18 protein-coding genes are annotated in these 21,041 nt (G+C 65.3%); 9 read left to right on the forward strand and 9 right to left on the reverse strand.

Going from position 1 to position 21,041, the window contains the following annotated elements; all coding sequences use genetic code 11:
- The first annotated feature begins 11 nt into the window (after nt 1-11).
- The 9 genes from P9254_RS21770 to P9254_RS21810 are packed head-to-tail and all read left to right on the forward strand — an operon-like array spanning nt 12 to nt 10,119.
- Nucleotides 12-1,025 carry an ABC transporter permease gene (locus P9254_RS21770; protein ID WP_066989127.1) on the forward strand — a complete coding sequence of 338 codons (1,014 nt, stop codon included), beginning with the start codon at nt 12-14 and terminating at the stop codon, nt 1,023-1,025.
- Entirely contained in the window at nt 1,022-1,903 is an 882-nt protein-coding gene (locus P9254_RS21775) for an ABC transporter permease (protein WP_245299494.1), read from the forward strand. The genes P9254_RS21770 and P9254_RS21775 overlap by 4 nt, the downstream gene beginning before the upstream one ends.
- Complete coding sequence (locus tag P9254_RS21780; RefSeq protein WP_278055256.1) at nt 1,900-3,978, forward strand: ABC transporter ATP-binding protein; 2,079 nt, start codon at nt 1,900-1,902, stop codon at nt 3,976-3,978. Before P9254_RS21775 ends, P9254_RS21780 begins: the two co-directional genes overlap by 4 nt.
- Nucleotides 3,975-5,225, forward strand: a complete 1,251-nt coding sequence (locus P9254_RS21785) for an MFS transporter (RefSeq protein ID WP_278055257.1) — start codon at nt 3,975-3,977, stop codon at nt 5,223-5,225. Before P9254_RS21780 ends, P9254_RS21785 begins: the two co-directional genes overlap by 4 nt.
- Entirely contained in the window at nt 5,222-5,986 is a 765-nt protein-coding gene (locus P9254_RS21790) for an SDR family NAD(P)-dependent oxidoreductase (protein WP_127241809.1), read from the forward strand. The genes P9254_RS21785 and P9254_RS21790 overlap by 4 nt, the downstream gene beginning before the upstream one ends.
- 30 nt (nt 5,987-6,016) lie before the next feature.
- The gene (locus P9254_RS21795) at nt 6,017-7,042 is read left to right on the forward strand and encodes an NAD-dependent epimerase/dehydratase family protein (protein WP_095825739.1); all 1,026 of its coding nucleotides are present in this window, start codon (nt 6,017-6,019) and stop codon (nt 7,040-7,042) included.
- Nucleotides 7,043-7,053: 11 nt separating this feature from the next.
- A complete protein-coding gene (locus tag P9254_RS21800; RefSeq protein ID WP_278055259.1) occupies nt 7,054-7,992 on the forward strand; it encodes a polysaccharide deacetylase family protein in 939 nt (312 codons plus the stop codon).
- Nucleotides 7,993-8,000: 8 nt separating this feature from the next.
- A complete protein-coding gene (locus tag P9254_RS21805; RefSeq protein WP_278055260.1) occupies nt 8,001-9,335 on the forward strand; it encodes a dihydroorotase in 1,335 nt (444 codons plus the stop codon).
- A 10-nt stretch (nt 9,336-9,345) separates the two neighbouring features.
- Nucleotides 9,346-10,119 carry an SDR family NAD(P)-dependent oxidoreductase gene (locus P9254_RS21810; RefSeq protein WP_278055261.1) on the forward strand — a complete coding sequence of 258 codons (774 nt, stop codon included), beginning with the start codon at nt 9,346-9,348 and terminating at the stop codon, nt 10,117-10,119.
- A 77-nt stretch (nt 10,120-10,196) separates the two neighbouring features.
- Here P9254_RS21810 and P9254_RS21815 read toward each other — a convergent pair whose 3' ends face one another.
- The 9 genes from P9254_RS21815 to P9254_RS21855 are packed head-to-tail and all read right to left on the reverse strand — an operon-like array spanning nt 10,197 to nt 20,915.
- Nucleotides 10,197-11,099, reverse strand: a complete 903-nt coding sequence (locus P9254_RS21815) for an SMP-30/gluconolactonase/LRE family protein (protein ID WP_278055262.1) — start codon at nt 11,097-11,099, stop codon at nt 10,197-10,199.
- A 34-nt stretch (nt 11,100-11,133) separates the two neighbouring features.
- Complete coding sequence (locus P9254_RS21820) at nt 11,134-12,678, reverse strand: trimethylamine methyltransferase family protein (RefSeq protein WP_278055263.1); 1,545 nt, start codon at nt 12,676-12,678, stop codon at nt 11,134-11,136.
- A 13-nt stretch (nt 12,679-12,691) separates the two neighbouring features.
- The gene (locus tag P9254_RS21825) at nt 12,692-13,660 is read right to left on the reverse strand and encodes a D-2-hydroxyacid dehydrogenase (RefSeq protein WP_278055264.1); all 969 of its coding nucleotides are present in this window, start codon (nt 13,658-13,660) and stop codon (nt 12,692-12,694) included.
- 1 nt (nt 13,661) lies between these two features.
- Nucleotides 13,662-14,579 carry a dihydrodipicolinate synthase family protein gene (locus P9254_RS21830; RefSeq protein ID WP_278055265.1) on the reverse strand — a complete coding sequence of 306 codons (918 nt, stop codon included), beginning with the start codon at nt 14,577-14,579 and terminating at the stop codon, nt 13,662-13,664.
- The gene (locus tag P9254_RS21835) at nt 14,576-15,175 is read right to left on the reverse strand and encodes a hypothetical protein (RefSeq protein ID WP_278055267.1); all 600 of its coding nucleotides are present in this window, start codon (nt 15,173-15,175) and stop codon (nt 14,576-14,578) included. Before P9254_RS21835 ends, P9254_RS21830 begins: the two co-directional genes overlap by 4 nt.
- Before the next feature lie 2 nt (nt 15,176-15,177).
- Nucleotides 15,178-18,027 (reverse strand): 2Fe-2S iron-sulfur cluster-binding protein, encoded by a 2,850-nt coding sequence (locus P9254_RS21840; protein WP_278055269.1) that lies wholly within the window; start codon nt 18,025-18,027, stop codon nt 15,178-15,180.
- The gene (locus P9254_RS21845) at nt 18,024-18,281 is read right to left on the reverse strand and encodes a sarcosine oxidase subunit delta (RefSeq protein ID WP_127239902.1); all 258 of its coding nucleotides are present in this window, start codon (nt 18,279-18,281) and stop codon (nt 18,024-18,026) included. The genes P9254_RS21840 and P9254_RS21845 overlap by 4 nt, the downstream gene beginning before the upstream one ends.
- Before the next feature lie 2 nt (nt 18,282-18,283).
- The gene (locus P9254_RS21850) at nt 18,284-19,525 is read right to left on the reverse strand and encodes an FAD-dependent oxidoreductase (protein ID WP_278055271.1); all 1,242 of its coding nucleotides are present in this window, start codon (nt 19,523-19,525) and stop codon (nt 18,284-18,286) included.
- Nucleotides 19,515-20,915, reverse strand: a complete 1,401-nt coding sequence (locus P9254_RS21855; protein WP_278055273.1) for an MmgE/PrpD family protein — start codon at nt 20,913-20,915, stop codon at nt 19,515-19,517. Before P9254_RS21855 ends, P9254_RS21850 begins: the two co-directional genes overlap by 11 nt.
- Between the last annotated feature and the right edge of the window lie 126 nt (nt 20,916-21,041).

Raw genomic sequence — 21,041 nt, forward strand, 5'->3', positions numbered from 1 at the left:
ACGTCCGGCTGATGGCAATATTCGTGGCGAAACGGCTGGCGATGATGCTGCTCACCATGGTCGCGGCGTCGTTTCTGGTATTCGCCGTCTGCGAGTTCACCCCGGGCAGCGTCGCGCGCAAATCGCTCGGGCCGTTCGCGACGCAAGAGCAGGTCGATTTCCTGACCAAGAAGCTGAGGGCCGACGATCCGCTGCTGGTGCGCTACGGGCGCTGGGCGGGCGTGCTGCTCGGCATCATTCCGGATCCGCTCCAGGACCCGAGCACCGGGCTCAATTTCAAGGATCCGCGCGGCGCGCAGTATTTCGGCAATTTCGGCTATTCGACGCTGAACAAGCTGCCCGTCAACGACGTCATCTGGAACCGGCTCGGCAATACGGCGATCCTGGCCGGGCTGGCCTTTCTGCTGATCGTGCCGCTGTCGATCGTCTTCGGCATCCTGTCCGGCCTGAAGGAAGGCGGCGTGCTCGACCGGCTCTTGTCGGTGATCTGCATAACCTTCACCTCGATCCCGGAATTCGCGTCGGGCGTGTTTCTGGTCACCCTATTCGTCATTCTCTGGCCCGTGCTGCCGGGCACCAGCCCGCTCGATACAGAGGGCGGCTGGTCCGTTCCCTCGCAGCTCGTGCTGCCGGTGGCGGTGCTCGTCATCTATGATTTCGGCTATGTCGCGCGCATGATCCGCGTGTCCATGATCGGGGTGATGGAAAAGCCCTTTATCCGCACCGCGGTGCTGAAGGGAATGAGCACGCGCCAGGTCGTCATCGGCCATGCCCTGCGAAACGCGATGATCGCCCCGTTCACGGTGCTGCTCCTGCAGATCAACTTCCTGATCAGCGGCGTGGTGGTGACCGAACTCGTCTTCGCCTATCCCGGCTTCGGTCGGCTGCTGCTCGATGCCAGCCTGTTCGGCGACATCGCGACCATCGAGGCGGCCACGCTGATCACCGTCGCCATCGCGGTCACGACGCAATTCGTCGGCGATCTCGGTTACATGCTGCTCGATCCACGCATAAGATTGCGATGAGCGCACTGGTCGAGCAAAGAGCTATGGAGGCGACAGCCGTCAAGGCAACGGGCAGGGCACGCCTGAAATGGGCGCGCATCCTGCGCTCGCCTACCGCACTGGTCGGGCTGTTCCTGGTCGGCTTCTGGGTGCTTGCGGCGATCCTCGCACCGGTGCTGCCGCTCTATTCTCCGACCGAGCAGGATGTGATGGCGCTAGCCGACCCGACGCCATCGGCGGCGCATTGGCTCGGCGTCGACATTCTCGGCCGCGATGAGCTGTCTCGCCTGATCTTCGGCGCCCGCACCGTGCTGGTCGTCGCGCCGCTTTCGGTTGCGGTCGCCATGATCGTCGGCATCACGCTCGGCATGATCGCCGGCTATTACGGCGGCTGGATCGATGCCGTGATCAGCCGCCTTTCCGACATCATCCTCGCCTTCCCGGTGCTGGTCCTCTACGTCATCCTGATCGCCAATATCGGGCCATCGATAATCAACATCGTCATCGCCACGACGATCGCCTCGGCGCCAGGAATCGGGCGAATAACGCGCGGGCTGGTACTCGGCCTGAAGGAGCAGGAATACATCGCCGCCGCAAGGCTGCGCGCCGAAAGTACTTTATACATCATGCTTGTCGAGCTGTTGCCCAACTGCCGCGGCATGCTGATCGTCGATGCCTGTCTGCGCATCGGCTACACCATCATCACCATCGGCATCCTCGGCTTCCTTGGCCTTGGCCTGCCGCCGCCCAATCCCGACTGGGGCGGCATGGTCAAGGAAAGCACGACGGTGCTCAACGTCTGGCCTTTGATGTCGGTGCTGCCCTCAATCGCCATCGTCAGCCTGGTTCTGGGTTTCAATCTTTTGGCCGACGGCCTGCGGGAGGCCTGGAAGCCATGACGATGGTCGCCGAGCCAATTTCGACGAAAGGCGAGCGTGCGTCCGAGACGCCGCTCCTCGCTGTCCGAGATCTGCGCATCGAGTTTCGCGGGAAGGCCGAGACGATCGTTGCGGTGCCGAAGCTGTCTTTCGAGGTGAAGCCCGGCGAAAGCCTCGGGCTGGTCGGCGAATCCGGCTGCGGCAAGAGCACCACGGCGATGGCGATCATGGGCTATCTCGGTGCGACAGGCGTCGTCGCCGGCGGCAGTATCCGCTTCGAACGCGAGGAACTGGTCAACGCACCGGCGCATAAGCTTCGCGCCATACGCGGGCGGCGCATCGCCATGGTCTATCAGGACCCGATGAGCGCGCTCAATCCGGTCAAAACGATCGGCGCGCAGCTTGCCGAGGTGCCGATGCTTCATCTCGGCGCAAGTCGCGTCGAGGCGCTCGACATGGCAGCCGCCATGCTGAAAGACGTGCGCCTGCCCGATGCCGGCGACATGCTGAAGCGCTATCCGCACCAGCTTTCGGGCGGCCAGCAGCAGCGCGTCGTCATCGCCATGGCGCTGCTCGGGCGGCCGTCGCTGCTCCTGCTCGACGAGCCGACCACCGGTCTCGACGTGACGGTGGAGTCGGCGGTGATCGATCTGATCGGCGAGCTGCGCCGTCGCTATGGAACCAGCCTGCTGTTCATCTCGCACAATCTCGGTCTGATCGCCGAAAGCTGCGACCGGGTCGGCATCATGTATTCCGGCGAGCTGGTCGAGGAGGCGCCGACGTGCGAGCTGTTCGGCCGGCCACGCCATCCCTACACGCAAGGGCTGATCGACTGCATTCCCGATATCGGGCACGGCAAGCACAGTCGCACGCTTGCCGCCATTCCGGGCCATATCCCGCTGCCGTCGGAGCGGCCGCGCGGCTGCCTGTTTGGTCCGCGCTGCGCCGGTTTCCGCGCCGGCCTGTGCGACCGGCCCGGCATGACGCTGGAACCGGTCGGCGAGCGGCATGTTGTGCGCTGCGTGCGCTGGCCCGAACTCGAGGTGGCTCATCGCGAGCTTCCGCCGCTATCCGGCGAGAGTGCGGCACCGGCAGCCGAGATCACTTTCTCCGACATCACCAAGTTCTATCACCTCGGTCACCACAAGACGCTGAAGGCCAATGAGGCCGTATCCTTCGAGGCCGGCAAGGCCGAGATCGTCGCGCTGGTCGGCGAATCCGGCTGCGGCAAGTCGACCCTGGCGCGTATCGTCACCGGCCTCGACCGCGCCACTTCGGGCGAAATCCGCATGGCTGGCGAAAACATCGCCGCGATCGAAGCGAGCGCGCGGCTGAAGCCCCTGCTGCAATCGATCCAGATGGTGTTCCAGAACCCGGACTCGACGCTCAATCCGTCGCACAGCGCCGGCTTCTCGATCCGTCGCTCGCTGAAGAAGTTCGGCATCCGCAAGGGCAAGGCGGCCATCGACCAGCGCATGCGCGAGCTGCTGGAGATGGTCCGGCTTTCGCCGGACTTCGCCGCCCGCCGGCCGAGCCAGTTGTCCGGCGGGCAGAAGCAGCGCATCGCCATCGCCCGCGCCTTCGCCTCCGATCCGTCGCTGATCGTCGCCGACGAGCCTGTGTCGGCGCTGGATGTCTCCGTGCAGGCGGCCGTGGTGACGCTGCTGCTCGACATCCAGAAGACCCGGCATGCGACGATGCTGTTCATCAGCCATGACCTGGCGCTGGTGCGCCACGTCGCCGACAAGGTCGTGGTGATGTATCTCGGCAAGGTGATGGAAAAAGGCACCGTCGAGGAGATCTTCGGCGGTGCGACCCATCCGTACACCGAGGCGCTGATCTCGGCGATCCGCAGCACCAAACCGGAAGGGGCAGAGCGCAACCGCATCACGCTGACCGGCGACACGCCGAGCCCCGTCGATGTGCCGCGCGGCTGCCGCTTTGCCAGCCGCTGCCATCGCAAGCTGGGTTCGATCTGCGACAGGGAACCGCCACCGATCCGCAGGATGTCCGCCACGCACGAGATCGCCTGCCACATTCCGGCGGAAGCGCTGGAGAGTCCCAGGCATCCGGACGAGGCGAGCGACCGTTCATGACGAGGCCAGCTTCACTGGGCCGCCTCTGGCGTCAGGCCGAACGGTCGCGCGCCATCCTGTCGATCATGGCGCGCATCTGCCTGGCCGGCACCGGCAGCGCCATGCTGACCACCGCGGTCTCGCTTGCATTGAGCGCGCCGGGAATCGACCCCTCCGAAGTGCAATTGGTGCTGACCGCTTACCCGGTCGGATTTCTCATCGGCTGCCTCGTCGCGCGTCCGCTGGTGTCGCGCGTCGGCCATGAGCGCGCCTTCTTCGCCATAACCGTGCTTGCAAGCCTCGCCGCCGCGGGGTTCGCGCTCACCGATTCCATGCCGGCATGGCTCTGCTTCCGACTGCTCGGCGGCCTTGCCATGGCGGCGATGTTCGTTGTCTGCGAAAGCTGGATCAACCTCTATGCCGACCAGCACAATCGCGGCAGGCTGTTCTCCATCTACATGCTGACGACGGCGGTCGCGGTGCTGTTCGGACAGCTGCTGCTGGAGATCGTCGGCGCGCATTCGCCGCATTTGTTCGCCGTCAGCGCGGCGACGGTGCTCTTGTCGGCGCTTGCACGGTTTGTCTCCAGGCCTTGGCCTGCCCTGCCCGCCGAGCAAACCGAGCCGTCCCTGGCCGATATCCCGGCGCAGGACGAACGCTATGGCGTCGTCCAGTTGCTGCGTCTCGCTCCGGTAACGGTGGTCAGCATCTTCCAGGCAGGCATCACCAACATGAACATTTTCGTGCTGACGCCGATCTACGGCGCCAAGATCGGACTGTCCGCCGCCGCCACTGTCGGCCTGGTGACGACCGTCAGCGTTGCCGGCATGCTGGCGCAGACGCCTATAGGATGGCTGTCCGACCGGTTCGACAGGCGCATCATGCTGCTTGTCCAGGGACTGCTTTCCGTGTCGCTATGCGCGTCGATCGCCTGGCTGGGCAGCGGACCGCTGCCGCTGCTCTTCCTGCTGTTCTTCCTCTATGGAGCAACCGCTCTCACGGTCTATCCTGTGGCCATCGCCTTCGCCAATTCGCGCATGCACAGCCGGCACATGGTGGCCGCTTCGGGGACGCTGCTTCTGCTCTATTCGGTCGGCAACATCCTGACGCCGGGTCTCGCCGCCGGACTGATGGAGCGTACCGCGCCGCAGGCCATGCTGTTCGTGCTCGGCACCGGCGGCATTCTGGTGGCGGTTGCGGCTTGCATCAATCTGCGGCGGCGCCCGGTCGGTGTCGCGGTTGCGCAGCCGTGCGGAGGCGAGCCGTGAACAGCGCCCTTCCCCACCGTCTGGATGGCAAGTTCGTTCTGATCACGGGCGCCGCGAGCGGCATCGGCGCGGCGATCGCGCGCCGCTGCGCCGAAGAGGGAGCCCGTGTCGCCTGCTCGGATCGGGACACAGCATCGACGAAGGCGCTTGCCGCCAGCCTTGGGCCGAATGCTCTGGCTGTCGACTGTGATGTCACCGATCCGGACTCGGTCCAAGATGCTGTCGACGCGACAGCTCAAGCATTCGGCCGGCTGGACGGTCTGGTCCACAACGCCGCGGCTCCCTCGACCGACGGCACCGTCGCCGACCTTGCAGTGGACAAGTGGCGGCTGGAACTCGACGTCGGCCTGACCGGCGCGTTCCTGATCTCCAAATTCGCGGTGCCGCTGATGGCATCGAGCGGCGGCGGGTCGATCGTCTTCATCGGCTCGCAATTCGCGCGCGTCGCCGTCGGCAAGGCGGTGGCCTATTGCGCGGCGAAGGCGGGGCTTGTGCATTTGGCGAAGGCGATGGCGATCGACCATGCGGATCAGAACATCCGGGTGAACAGCCTGTCGCCCGGAGCGGTCGCGACCGCCCGCCTGCTGCAGCGCTGGTCCAGTCTGGAGGCGGCCGACAAGGGTCTAGGACCTGCGCATCTGCTCGGACGAATTGCCGAGCCCGAAGAGATCGCAGCCGCCTGCGCCTTTCTGCTTTCGTCCGACGCTTCCTTCGTCACCGGCACGGACCTCCTGGTGGATGGCGGCTATGCGGTGCGTTGAATCAATTTCCAGCATAGGAGGCTCCAAGACATGACCCTTCTCGTCACAGGCGGCACCGGCTTCGTCATGAGCGTGGTGGCGCGTGCCTGGCTGGACCGCGACCCTGCCGCGCGCGCCGTCATCCTGGATCGCGCCGGCCTCGACGCCGCGGCCGAAAGGCATTTCGCTCCGGTGCGCGACCGGCTCAAAGTGATCAGCGCGGATATCCTCGACCCGGCGGGGTGGTCCGCCGCACTCGACAACGAGCACATCACCGCGATCGTACATGGCGCGACGATCACACCGATTTCGCGCGGCAGCGCCTCGGAGGCCAAGCGCCAGCCGGAGGCCGAGGACCCGGCTCGCATCGTCGATGTCAATCTCATGGGCACAGTGCGCATGCTCGAATGGGCACGCGCGCGGGCCAACGTGAAGCGCTTCATCTATGTCAGCTCGGGAGCCATCTATCGACACAATGGCCCCGACTGGAGCGGCGAGCCGCTGCCGGAGGACGGCTACGTCGCGCCGTTGACGCTTTACGGCATCTCCAAATTCGCCTCCGAGATGGTGACCAACCGCTATGCCGACCTGTTCGGCCTGTCGGCGGTTTCGGTCCGGCTTGCTTCCGTCTACGGCCCGATGGATCGCGCGACCGAGAGCCGCAACTTCCGCCATGTCCCCAACCGTGTTGCGCACATGGCCCTGGCCGGCGAAACGATCCGGCCGAACAGTCTGGAGCCGGTGGGCGACTATCTTGCCTCGACCGATGTCGCTGCCGCGATCCTCGCGCTGCTCGATGCGCCGCGGCTCAATTACCGCCACTACAATATCGGCTCCGGCTCCGGCCAGACCATCGGCGAGATCATCGCCTGGGCAAAGGAGCGCGTTCCGGCGCTGAAGGTTGAGATGACGCCCGGAGAAGACGCCAATATCGTACAGGACGTGTCGCTGAAAGGCGGCATGTGGGGCGCCTACGACATCGCGAGGATCATGCGTGATACGGCATGGCGGCCGCGCCCGGGCAAGGAGGCGTTTCACGCCTATATGGACTGGATTTCGGCCAACGAGACGAAGTGAGAGGGATTGCCATGACAAGCGCTGCCTCACAACCGGTCCAGCCGCGCGACTTCGTCGGCTATGGACCGAACCCGCCCTATGTCACCTGGCCGGGCGGCGCGAAAGTCGCGATCAATCTCGTGCTGAACTACGAGGAAGGGTCGGAGTACAACTGGCTGGATGACGGCCGCAACGACAATTGGGGCGAGTACAACAACCCCGGCCTTTCACCGCATCGCGACCTCGGCACCGAAACGCATTTCGAATACGGTAGTCGCGCCGGCGTCTGGCGGCTGGCTCGGCTGTTCGACCGCTACGATGTGCCGATCACGGTCTCCGCTTGCGCGGTGGCGCTGGAAAAGAATCCCGCCGTCGCCGAGTGGATGAATGCGCGCGGCCACGACCTGCTCGGTCACGGGCTGCGCTGGACCGATTATCCCGGCATGCCGCGCGAGGAAGAGGAGCGGCAGTTGCACGAAGCGATCGCGCTTTACGAGAAGGTGCTTGGCCGGCGGCCGCTCGGCTGGAACTGCCGCTCGTTTCCAAGCGTCAACACCCGCGATCTGCTGGTGCGCGAGGGCGGCTTTCTCTACCATTCCGATCCCTGCAACGACGAGCTGCCCTATTTCGTCGACCATGGTGAGGAGAAAATCCTCGTCGTGCCCTATTCCAAGACGCTCAACGACAGCCGCTTCCTCATCGCGCCGGGTTACAGCAATCCGCGCGACTTCGCCGAGGATTGCCGCTCGGCCATCGACTACATGCTTTGGGAGGCGGAAGAGACGGGCGGACGGATGCTCAACATCTGCGTGCATGCGCGCTGGATGGGTCAGCCGAACCGGGCGTCCGGCCTGCGCGAGGTGATCGAGCACGTGCAAAAGACGCCGGGGGCGATCTTCATGCGGCGCGCCGACATCGCGCGGTACTGGCTGGACAATCACCGGACGTTGGCCGGCAAGCGTGCCGGCTGAACAGCGGAATGTTCGAAACCCTCATCAGCGGCGCGACGATCGTCAACGCGGAGGGCGAAGCCCGCCGCGACATTGCCATGAACGCCGGCAGGATCGCGGCCCTGATCCAGCCAGGAGACGCGGCCGAAGCACGGAAGGTGATCGACGCCAGCGGCTGTATGCTGCTGCCCGGTCTCGTCGATGCGCACGCGCATCTGCGCGAACCGGGACTGACCCACAAGGAAGACTTCTCGTCGGGCACGCATGCGGCCGCGCTCGGCGGCGTGACGACGGTGCTCGACATGCCGACCGACGAGCCCTGGACGGCGACGGCAGACCAGCTTGCCGAGAAGATGTCGATGGCCGAAGGCAAGCTCAACGTCGATGTCGGCTTCCAGGCTGTTGTCAGCGAGAGGCTGGACAGTCTCGAAAGGCTCGCGGCGCTTGCCCCGGTGTCGTTCGAGCTTTTCACGGCGGATGTCCCAGAGCCGTTTCTTTTTCCGACGGTGGACACCGTTCTTCACGCGCTGAAGCGGATGAGCGCGCTCAAGACGATCGTCGGCATCTCGCCCGGCGATCAATCGCTGCTGGTGGGCAGCGCCGCGCGCGTTCATTCTGGCGACATCGCAGCGTTCCGCGAAAGCCGGCCCCCACTGGCCGAGGCCAACGGCATCGCACGGGCGCTGCTGGCGGCGGCCGAGACCGGCGCGCGCGTTCATGTCCGCCAGATCAACTCGGCGCTCGGCGTCGAGACCTGGCGGCGCCTGCGCGATCTCGCCGATGCCAGCGTCGAGACGACACCCCAGAACCTGTTCTTCTGTGCGGACGATTACGAAAAGCAAGGCGCGCGGCTGAAGGGATCACCGCCGTTCCGGACAAGGCAAGATGTGCAGCGCCTCCGCGAGGCTGTAGCGGCCGGGCTGATCGACATCATCGCCACCGATCACGCGCCACACAGCCCTGCCGAGAAGGCCGCCAGCTATCCGGCTTTCGCGGACATCCCGGGCGGTGTGCCCGGACTGCAGACGCTGCTCTCCGTCATGCTCAAGCTCGTCGACGAAGGCCTGATTGGGCTGCGCGACATCGCGCGCCTGTGCGCGGCCAATCCGGCCGACCGGTTCGGGCTTGGCCGGCGCAAGGGCAGGCTGGCCGTCGGCCACGATGCCGACATCCTCATCATCGACCCGACGCGAACCTTTGCCATGCGCGATGCCGACCAGAAGTCAAAGGCCGGCTACACGCCGTTTGACGGCTGGAGCGTTTCAGCCACCTTGCGGCAGGTGTTCCTGCGCGGCGAGGAAATCACGCGTGACGGCGCGCTGGTCAACCCGGGACAAGGCCAAGTGATGCGGTGGGAAAGCTGAGGCAGGCAAGATGGGTCTTCTGGACGGCAAGGTTGCCATTGTCACCGGCGCGAGCTCCGGCATCGGCCGCGCCATCGCGCAACGCTACGCGCAGGACGGCGCGAAGGTGGTGGTCGCCGATACGCGCGAGGAAGCTATCGAAGGCGGCGGAACAACGGTCCGGCTGATCGAAGCGGCTGGCGGTGAGGCGATCTTCATCTCCACGGACATCGCCGATCAGGAGGCCGTCATAATCATGATGCGGCAGGCGGTGGACCGGTTCGGGCGGCTCGATATCCTGGTCAACAACGCCGCGGTCTATACCTCGACCAATCTGCTCCAGACCACGCCGGAGCAATGGGCGAAGGTGATCGACGTCAACGTCACCGGCTTCTTCTACTGCTCGCAACAGGCGGTGCTGCAGATGCTCAGGCAGGAGCCGGTCAACGGCGTACGCGGGCGCATCATCAATATCGCCTCGCAGCACGGTATGGTCGCCTGCCCGGGCGATTTCCCCTATTCGGTCAGCAAGGGCGCGATCGTGCAGATGACGCGCCAGATCGCGGTCGATCACGCCGAGGACCTGATCGTCTGCAATGCGATAGCTCCCGGCAAGATCATCACCGGCAAGCCGGGCATCGCCAACGACCCTGATGCGCTCGACTATTCGCGCCGCCGCACGCCATGGCCGCGGCTTGGCGAGCCGAACGATGTCGCCGGCGCGGCGCTTTTCCTGGCCAGCGACCTTGCGACATACGTCACCGGGATCAACCTGATGGTGGACGGCGGCTGGATGGCCGGCTGAGCGGTCATCGCGCGAAAGCAAAGGCCGGCTGCAAAGCGGCCAGCCTCCTTCCTATCCGACGATCACGACGATCGCAGCTACTTATTCGGCACTTCGTAGACCTTGCCGTGCCAAGGTGCTGCATCGATCTGGTCGAGGGCCATCACGTAAAGTTCCTTTTCATCGGGCCCGAAGGCGAAGTTCGGCATGGACGGCGACGGCACCGAAAGCGTGCGCAAGAGCTTGGCGTCCTTGTCCACCACTATGATCTTGCCCGGCGCGTCGAGGGAGCGCGGGCTCTGGCCGATATACATCTCGCCAGCCTTGTCCATCTTGATGCCGTCCGGCCAGATATGCGGCTGGTTCGGGAACAGATCGTCGAGCCGAAGGAAGACGCGACGGTTGCTCAAGCTGTGATCGGCCCCGACATCGAACTCGATGATGCGGTTGTCCTCGGTTTCGACCAGGTAGAGCATCTTGCCGTCGTTCGACATGACCAGCCCATTGGCATTGTGCAGGTCGCCAGCCACCTTCTTCACGCTGCCGTCCTTGCCGATGTAGTAGGCCGACGCGTCGATCAGCGGACCGCCCTTGCCGGAGCCGGTGAAGTAGATGCCGCCCTCCTTGTCCGGCGCGAAATCATTGGGGCCGCTGAACGGCTTGCCGTCGGTGTCCTTGTCGTAGGCCGGCAGCGTCTCGCCGTCGGCCGAGATGCGGCCGATCGTGTTGTTGTCGTAGCAGGTGACGACGAATTCGCCCGTCGCGGTCGGCAGCACGGCCGAAGGGCCGCAGCCATCCATCTTCCAGAAAATCGCGTTCTTCTTGCCGTCCCAAACGTCCACAGTGCCGCGGCCGTATTCGACGTAGAAGAGCTTGTCCTGGTGCCAGATCGGGCCCTCGGCGAACCAAGCGTCGTCATTGATCACCTTGACGTTCGCGGCGTGTGCCGATGCGGTAAGAGCGAGGGCTAACACTGTGCCCAGCAAATGCTGTCTTGTCATGCGCTTCCCCTTTCTTTCGTTGAACTCCAGGCGCTTAGGGCTCGCCGGCGCCGATCTCCTCCTTGCGGCGCGCGACATAGGCGTCCAGCTCCTCGCGGATGGCTGGATCCATAACCGGTTCCTCGTAGTCGCTGAGTGCCTGCTGCCAGAGCTGCGTCGCCCGCTCCAGCGCATCGTGGCCGCCCGCTTCCTGCCAGCTGCCGTAATTTTGCCAATTGGACAGCATCGGCCGGTAGAAGGCGGTCTCGTAGCGCGCCATGGTGTGCTCCGACCCGAAGAAATGTCCGCCGGTCGGCACGGCCTTGATCGCCTCGAAGCCGAGGTCGTCCTCCTCGAACGGCATCGGCCGCAGGAACTCCATCATGTTCTGCAGGATCTCGACGTCGAGGACGAGCTTCTCGTAGGAGGCTGTCAGCCCGCCCTCCAGCCATCCGGCGGCGTGATAGATCAGGTTCGCGCCGCCGAGCACCGCGCCCCAGGTCGCCATCTCGGTCTCATAGGCCGCCTGCAGGTCGACGACATTGGAGGCATTGGCATTGGAGGTGCGGTAGGGAAGGTTATAGCGCCGCGCCAGCTGTCCGGCGACGATGTTGGCCTTGGCGTTCTCCGGCGTGCCGAAGGCAGGCGCGCCGGAACGCATGTCGACATTGGACGTGAAGGCGCCATACATCACCGGCGTGCCGGGATTGACCAGTTGCGTCAGCGTCACGCCGAACAGGGCCTCGGCATTCTGCTGCGCAAGAGCCGCGGCCAGCGTCACCGGGGTCATGGCGCCCATCAGGGTGAAGGGCGTGATCGTCACCGGCTGGCCGTGCTCGGCCATGGCGATCAGGCCTTCGGCCATCGCCTCGTCGAACAGACGCGGCGAGTTGACGGAGATGATCGTCGTGACCCCCGGCGAATTGCGCAGTGCCTCCATGGTCGTGCCGCGCGCGATCGCCGTCATGGCGATGCTGTCCATTGCGCGGCCGCGGCCGATCGCGGAGCAATGGAAGCTCAGATCCGACAGCGTGAGATTGGCGCGATAGGTGTCGAGATGGCGCGAATTCGCCGGCAGCTCCATAGGTGCCACCACCTGGTTGCCGATGATATGGATGGCGTTGAAATGATGCGCGAGGCGGATGAAGTTCTCATAGTCAGCCAGATTGCCCTGCCGGCGGCCGTTGATGCGGTCATGCACATTGGGCGGCCCGGCGACCAGCCCGAACACCAGCGAATTGCTGCCGATGCGGATCTGCTTGTCCGGATTGCGCGAGCTTAGCGAGAAGGACGATGGCGCGTTTCTAAGCGCTTCTCTGACGATACTCTCGTCGATCCGCACCGTGTTCTCGGCCCGATCAACGATGGCGCCCGCGGCCTCGAAGATACCCAGCACCTTCTCGCCCATGACGCGGATGCCGAGTTCGGACAAAATACGCATCGAGGTCCGGTGGAGCTTGTCCATCTGCTCCTCGTCGAGGATCTGCATCGGCGCGTAGGGGTTTGTGACGCGCTGCCAGGGCAGTTGCGCAATGCCGCCGCCACTGCGCCCGGCCGCTCTGGTGCGCCGTCCGCCGCTTCGCCTGTCATGCGCTGTCATCGGCCTGTCCTCCTTAATAGCCGCGTCCCGGATCGACGACATTCGCCAAAGGCTCGCCACGCCGGTAGCGGGTGAGATTCTCGGCAAACATGCGTGCCGACTTCACGTCCCAGCCGTCGTAGACGGACGAGCAATGCGGCGTGACGATCACGTTCTCGTAGCCCCACAGCGGATGCGCCGGCGGCAGCGGCTCGACGGCGAAGACGTCGAGCGCCGCGCCCTTGATCCGGCCACCGTCGAGCGCCGCAAGGAGCGCCGCCTCGTCGACGACGCCGCCGCGGGAAACGTCGATCAGCACCCCCGAAGGCTTCATCGCCGAGAAGGCTTCGCTGCCCACCATGCCACGTGTGCTTTCGAGCAGCGGCACCGCGCACAAGATGAAATCGGCACGGCCCCACAGGCTGGGCAGGTCGGCCATGCCGTGCACCTCATCGATGTGGTAGGTCTGTTTCGGGCTGGCGCGCACGCCCAGGGTCGTCATGCCGAAGGCCCTGGCCCGGACGGCGACCGCCTGCCCCGTCTTGCCGAGCCCAAGGATCAGAAGCGTCTTGCCCTGGATCGGCTCGACCTTGCCGGCCGTCCACCTCCTGGCAGCCTGCTCGCGTGCGAAGCCGCGCAGGCCGAGCGAGAAGGAAAGCATCGCGCCGAAGACATATTCGGCCATCATGTCGGCAGCGACGCCGGCCGAATTGGTTATCGTCACCCTTGTCGGATCCCAGGGGCGCAGGTGATCCGTGCCGGAGCCGCCGACCGAAACCCAGCGCACGGTCGGGCTCTCGACCAGCGCCGCGCGCGGATAGCGCGATCCCCGGTCGAATTTGATGGTGAACACCACCTCGGCGCCGGTGTCCGCAATCAGGTCGGGAAGCGCCTCGTAGCTGTCGCAGCCGAGCACCCTGAGATCGGGATGGGTTTCCGCCAGCGCCGCAATCGGCCCGTCCGGCGCGTCGCTGCTGACGATGATTGTTGGCCGCGCGGACATTTCAGCCCCGCCTCGGACCAGGAATGTGATCGGCAAGAGGACCCAGCGTCTCGAGCAAAGCCTTGCCTGCCTGCGGGCTGGTGTTCTCATGCGGCGCGCGCAGGTTGAGCCAGCGCTGGTCGCCGGAGCGCACGGCAAGTGCCGCTTTCATGCCGCCGATCAGCCCCGCGGTCTGAACCGCCTTTCGAAATTCCTTTATGGCGGCATCGGCGGCCGAGACGTCGCGGCCGGCGCGCGCGCCGTCATAGACGGCGCGGATAGCCTTGGCGTTGAGGTTGACGGAAGCGGAAATGCAACCCGCCGCGCCGGCGGCCAGGCCTTGGGTGAGCTGGCCTTCGGAACTCGGGAAGACGGAGACGTTGGGCGCCGCGGCGATCACGGCCGCGGTGTTGTCCCAGTTCCCGGCACTGTCCTTGTAGGCGACAACGGTTTCGGGAAATGCCGCGTTGAGCCGCGCCGTCAGCGCCGGCGATACCGGCACCCCGGAATTCTGCGGGATGTGATAGAGGATCAGCTTGAGCTTCGGGCTGGCGACTTTCTCGACCAGTTCCGAATAGTAGCGCGCCTGCCCGTCATCGCCCGCCGCGGTGTAGAAGAACGAAGGCAGCACCATGACGCCGGCGCAGCCGAGTTCCAGGGCATGCCGGCTGAGTTCGAGCGTCTCGGGCAGCGCGGTCACGCCTGTGCCGGGCATCATCTTATCCGCCGGGATGCCGGCCTCGGCCAGCCACTCCAGGGCTTGCATGCGTTCGCGCGGCGACAGCGACAGCGCCTCGCCGGTCGTCCCAAACGGCGAAAGGTAATGCGCGCCCTGAGCAAGCACCCATTTCGCATGGTTGACCCACAGATCGCGGGCGACGCTGCCGTCTTTGTCGAAGGGCGTCAGGATGGGCGCAATGACGCCTTGTACGCTGTTCATCGATGGTTCTCCCGGGTCGTCGTGTCGCCGTCGGCGAGCTGCGCCGCCGCGTCGACTGTTCTGATAAAGAATGCTGTCGAGGCGATGTCGAAGAAGATGTCGAAGCCCCCCACGCTGCGCACAAGCACGGCTTCGAGATGGGCGACGCGCGTCTGCGCGACCGCGTCATCGGCAAAACGGGCAGGCCTGAGGTCCAGTGCGCAAAGCCTCGCCATCACCGCTTCTGCCGACTGGCCGGAAAGTCGCATCCAGCTCCAGCCCTCCTCGCGCCAGGACCAATAGCCGCGCGGGTCCTTCTCGGCCTGCCAGTCGGCAATAAGCTTTGCGGCGGCGCCACCGGCCCCTATATCGTCAATCGCCAGGAAATCTTCGCTGCCAAGTCTTAGCAGCCTGACGCCGCCCTGTATGGCGATGCGATTGACGGGCGGTAAGGAGAGACCCTGCGCTTCGAGCCAGGCTGAACTGCCGGGGCCCTTGATGCCGAAGCGCGATCGGGCCGTCAGATCGGTCACTATCAGCTGCCCGTTTGGCAGAACTGCTTCGGCGGCCGAGCCGTCCGGCGACAGGGGAAATGTTCGCATGGCAAGACCGGCCATCTTTACATCTCCTGCCGGACGTTCTGCGGATCGAAGAAGGCGTGACCGACCACCGGCACCTGCACCAATTCGCCGCTGCGACACTTCACCGTGACCTTGCTGCCGGGAGCAGCGTCGTCGATATGGACATAAGCCAGCGCGATTGTGTGGCCAAGCGTTGGCGAAAAGCCAATCGAAGTGATCTGCCCAACCGGGTTGCCGCCGCGCAGCACCAGGCAGGACTCGCCGGGGATATTGCTTGCACCCTCGAAAGAGAGGCCGACGAGCCGGCGCCTTTCGCCAAGCCTCGTCCGCATCTCGATCGACCGCTTGCCGACGAAGAAGGGCTTCTTCTTCGAAACCGCCCAGCCGAAACCGAGCTCGTTGGGCGTGGTCAGCGCGTCGGTATCCTGGCCGATCAGGATATGCCCCTTTTCAAGCCGCAGCATGCGCGAGGCCTCGAGTCCATAGGGACGCAAGCCATGCGGCTTGCCGGCCTCGGACAAAGCGTCCCAAAGCGCGACCGCATAGCTCGAAGGACAGTGCAGCTCGTAGCTCACCTCGCCCGTGAAGCCGATCCGCATCACACGCACCGGCAGGCCGGCCAGCATGCCTTCGCGCCCGTGGAGATAAGGGAAAGCGTCGCGCGAGAATTCGATATCGCCATCTAGCGCCTGCAAGACCTCACGCGCCTTCGGGCCGGTGACGTTGATGCCGGAAAATGCCGCCGTGACGTTGAGCACGTCGACCTTCAGCCGCCACTGCGCATGCCAGAACAGCATGTCGGCCTGCACGCGGGCGACGGCGCCGGTCGTCGCGGTGACGTAGAACAGGTCATCGGCGAGACGATAGGCGACGCCGTCATCGATAACCGTGCCCATCTCGTTGAGCATCAGGCAGTAGCGGACCCGGCCGACGCGCTGGTTGGCATGCGCCATCGTGTACATCCGATCGAGGAAGGCGCCGGCGTCAGGACCGCGGATCTCCAGCTTGCCCAAAGTCGACACGTCGAGCATGCCGACGCCGTTGCGGACCGCGGCGATCTCTTCGCGGACCAGGCGGTCTATCCGGTCTTCCGGCCCGTAAAAATACGGCCGCCACCAGGCACCGATCGGCTTCATGCGAGCGTTGAGTGCGAGATGGCGCGCATGCAGCGCGGTGCGCCGCTCCAACGGCTCGTGATGGCCGGCGAGCACGCCGAGCTTCTCCGGTCCGGTCGGCGGCCGCGCCGTGGTGATGCCCACCTCGCCAACCCCGCGCCCCGTCGCTTCGGCGACAATCCGCGCCGTGGCGAGCGCCGAATGCCTGCCTTGGCTCGGCCCCATGCCGACGGTGGAAAAGCGCTTCACCAGTTCGAGTTCGCGATAGCCTTCCTTGACCGCATTCCTGAGGTCCTTGACCTGCAGATCCTCATCGAAATCGACGAAGTCGCGACCTTTTGCGTTGCCGGCGAGCGGTTGTGCCCAGGCAGCTGGCTCGGGCTCGTATTCGTTCTGCACGTCAGGAGGATCGCCGTGGCCGAGCCGCTCCAGAGCCTCGCGCGCGGCGCGGCGGCCGTCGGCCATCGCAGACTGCAACCGCGATTTGCCGGCAACGGCGCCTGCCAGCCGGACGGCCGCGCCCACCGGCAGACTGAGCGTCATTCGCGCCGTCGCATCGTCGTAGCCGACCCTCGCTCCCGCATGGCAGGGCAACTGCCAGGCAGGCACCGAGCCGACGGAGACCGCCACGAGATCGCAGTCGATCCAGCGGCTGCCAATGCGGACTCGCGCGACGTGCTTGTTGCCGCGCGTCCCGGAAGCTTCCTCGATCGGGGCGCCTGCGAGGATCCCTATCCCTCTGGCCCGAAGCTCACCGGCGCGGTCGCCGGCATTTGGCCGAGGATCGACGATCGCGGCCAGTTCGACGCCAGCCTCGACCAGATCCAGCGCGCAGTCGTAGCCATCGTCATTGGCGGCCAGCACGACTGCCCGCCGGCCAGGCTGCACCGCGTAATGGCGGAGCAATCGTTGCACGGCGCCGCCGGCCATGATGCCAGGCAGATCGTTGTTGCGGAACACCGCCGGCTGCTCGATGGCGCCTGTCGCCAGGACAACCTCGCGGGCGCGGGTTCGGTAGAGCCGGTTGCCCTGGATCAGCGGCAGCCAATTGTCCTCATACCAGCCGTTGCAGATGGTGCCGGTCATGATGCGCAGATTGGGGAGCTTGGCTGCCTTGGCTGCCAGACTGAACAATATGCCCGGATCGCAGCGGCGATAGGTCAGCGAACCGCCAATTTCGGGATTGTCGTCGCACAACAGCACGTCGGCGCCGGCTTGTGCGGCCGAGATCGCAGCCGATAGACCCGCCGGCCCCGCGCCGACGACCAGCAGGTCGCAGTGAAGATGCGCCTTGTCGAAACTCAGATGCGGCGCCTTGACGTCGACGATCCCGAGCCCCGCCTTGCGACGGATCATCGGCTCCCAGAAGCGGAGCCAGCTGTCCTGTCTCGGACCCATGAAGGTGCGGTAGTAGAAGCCGACCGGCAGGAAACGTCCAAAGCGGTCGATCACCGCATCGCGGTCGTTTTCCAGGGAGCCGTTGACGTTCTGCGCCGTCACCATCATGCCGTCCTGGAGCGGCGTCAGGTCGGCGGGAACATTCGGCTCCGACGGCAATTGCACCAGCGTGTTCGCTTCCGCGCCGGCCATGGTCATGATGCCGCGCGGCCGGTGGTATTTGAACGAGCGCGACAGGACCCACTGGTCCGAGGCCGCCAGCGCGCTGGCGATGCAGTCGCCGGCAAAGCCATGATAAGCCTTGCCTTCGAAGGTGAAGCGGACAGGCCGCGTCCGGTCGAGGCGCGAACCGTATGGCGTGCCAAGCCGCGTCATGGCCGGCTCCCAATGGCGTAGGTGCGGATGATTTCGTTGGTGACGACGTCGCGCTCGGCGAGGAAGAAGAAGTTGCTCGGCACGTGCCGCCAGCACTCGACCACCACACCTTTTCGATTGTCCGCGCGGAAGAGATGCCTTGCCCACTCAGCGTCGGCGGCAGCGTCCGCATCGGGCCTCTGCCGCAGCGGACCGAAGGACTGGAATTCGTCGATGTTGCGCGGGCCGTTCATGGGGCAGTCAAGCAGCTTCATGGTCAGTGGCTCGCCGCCGTGGCGCCCATTTCATTGAGCAGTCGGAACTTCTCGAAGCGCTCCAGCGCAAACGGCTTCAGCAGGTCGGGAACCCGACCCCTGGCGATGGTTTCCGCCATGCGCTTGCCGGCGACCGCAGTCGCCTTGAAGCCCCAGGTGCCCCAGCCGCAATCGAGCCACAGATTGGCGAGAGGGCTGGCGCCCATGATCGGGCTGTAGTCCGGCGTCATGTCGGTGATGCCGGCCCATTGCCGCAGCACCCGCACACCTTGCAGGAAGGGAAAGAGATGCACGGCGCCTTCCGCCAGATGCTCCTTCATGTCCAGCGTCGAGCGGGTCGAATAGAGCTGGTACGGATCCGAGCCGCCACCGATGACGATCTCGCCGCGCGAGGATTGCACCAGATAGGTGTGCAGCGATACGGACGAGACCAGCGTGTGCAGCCAGGGCTTCAGCGGCTGCGTCACCATTGCCTGCAAGGGGTAGCAGCGGATCGGCAGTTCCACGCCGGCCATCATCGCAACATCGTAGTTCATGCCGCCGGCGGCGATGAGCACGGAGCCGCAGGCGACCCGTCCGCGGTTCGTCACCACAGCGCGCACCTGGCCGTTCTCGACCTCAAAACCTTGAACTTCGGTGCGCTGGTGGATTTCGGCGCCGCGGCGCGAGGCCTGCGCCGCGAAGCCCCAGGCAACCGCATCGTGGCGGGCCGTGCCGCCATCGGCATGCCAGAGGCCGCCGAGGATCTCGAGCGCGCCGCCGCGATCCATGTTGAGTTCGGGCACCAGCTTCTCGACCTCTTTTGCGTCGATCACCTCGGTGCGCGTGCCCATATGCTTGCCCATCTCGGCGCGCAGATGGAAGGCGCGCAGCGTCGCTTCCGTGTGTGCGAGCGTCAGCTGGCCGCGCTGCGAGAACATGACGTTGAAGTCGAGTTCCTGCGACAGCGCTTCGAAGAGCGAAACGCCTTCCTTGTAGAAGGCGACGCCTTCCTGGGTGATGTAATTGGAGCGGATCGTCGTGGTGTTGCGTGCGGTATTGCCGCCGGCCAGATAGACTTTTTCGAGCACCGCGATGCTGGCGATACCATGGTATTTCGACAGATAATGCGCGCAGGCCAAGCCATGCCCGCCGCCACCGACGATGACCACGTCATAGGACGGCTTCAGCTCAGGCGTCGCAGGAATGTCGCCCGTCACCGGATAGTCGCGGCTAAGCCCGTATTTGAGAAGCCTAAGCGGCATGACTGCCCTGGCCGCCAGGAGGATCGTAGACCAGAGCGGTCACCTCGGAAAACCGGTGGTCGGCGTCGGTCAGGCCGAGAATACCGTCCCGGATCGCGGCGGCCCTGGTCGAGCCGAGAACGGGCGACGCAAACTCCATGTACTTGGCGACGATATCGTCTTCGCTGAACGGGGCTTCGGGGCCGCCGCGTGCGTGGACATCTCCGGACTCCAGCTGCCGGCCGTCAACCGTCTCGATCTGCACGTCGGCCCAGCGCCCGGCGGGGAAACGGTCGCTGTGCTTGGCCGCCTCGTTCACCTCGACGCGCTTCAGCAAATCCGCGACGGCGGCATCGCGCAGACCCGAGCCCGAAATGTGCTCCACGCCGATTCGACCATAGTGGATCATCGTGGCCACGGCGAAGGGCAGGCTGTACTGCGCCTTTGATGTCGTGTCCGGCATGCCGGCAAACAGCGTCGCCGCATAGTGGAAGCTGTTGACATGGACTTTGCGTATGTCTTCCGGCCGAAGCCCATGCTGCAGGCAAAGCGCGCGCGTCGCGTCGATCGCCGCGTGGGCCCAGCGGCAGACCGGATACGGTTTTATGTATTGCCGGGTCATCTGCCAGAACAGGCCGAGGTCATCCCAATGTGCCGCGACCTCCGGCGCCTCGACCGTGATGGCCGGCGCGCCGGCGAAACCCGCTTCGGCAAGCACGGCGGCCGACAGCCCGACCAGCGCCCCCATGCCTGAGCCGTCGTGAAGCATGGTCGGCGTTGCGATCTCGCGCATCATCTGGCTGCGCGGCCCGTGATACTCGGCGATGCCGAAAGCATGGCGCAGTTGATCGTCGTCAAGCGAAAGCAGGCGGGCCGCGACCGCCGCCACGCCAAGAGAATTCCACGCGCCGGAGGTGTGATAGTCCGAGACGGTTGCGTGCAGCGCAATGCCGGCCCGCCCCGCGATCTCATAGCCGACGACGATCGCGGCCAGCGCTTCGGGGCCGGTCAACTCAGGCTTTTCTTCTGCGAGCGCAAGCAGCGCCGGGATAACCGCCACGCCGATGTGCCCCTTAGTCGGCGGGTAACCGTCATGGCCGTCGAGATTGTCGGTCTGGGTCGCCGCCGCGAAGGCGGCGCCGGCCATGCTGGCGCGCCTGCCGTCGAAGATCATCCTCGCCGCGTGCCGGTCGGCGCCGGAACCGTAGAGCATAACCGCGGCATCGCGCGCGATTTGTCCGGCCTGCATCGGGCCGGCGGCGATGGCAATGCCCATCGTGTCGAGGAACTGGAGGGCTGCCGATTTCAGAACGTCGCGCGGGAACGCGCCGGCCGACCTGCGCAGCACGAAGTCGGCAACACGGGCAAATACGGTGGAAGCAGACCCACCTTCCGCCGTCCGCTGGTCCATGGCGCCACCTTTCGCGTCCCGATCGCTCCAAGATAACTACGAATAATTTGGTCTCATGGGCCAGGCACGTAATTAGTTTGGCGCCATCGCACAAAAAAATCGGGGTCAAGGCGATTGCGGAGGCCA

The organism is Mesorhizobium sp. WSM4983 (genome assembly GCF_029625765.1).
Classification (GTDB): domain Bacteria; phylum Pseudomonadota; class Alphaproteobacteria; order Rhizobiales; family Rhizobiaceae; genus Mesorhizobium.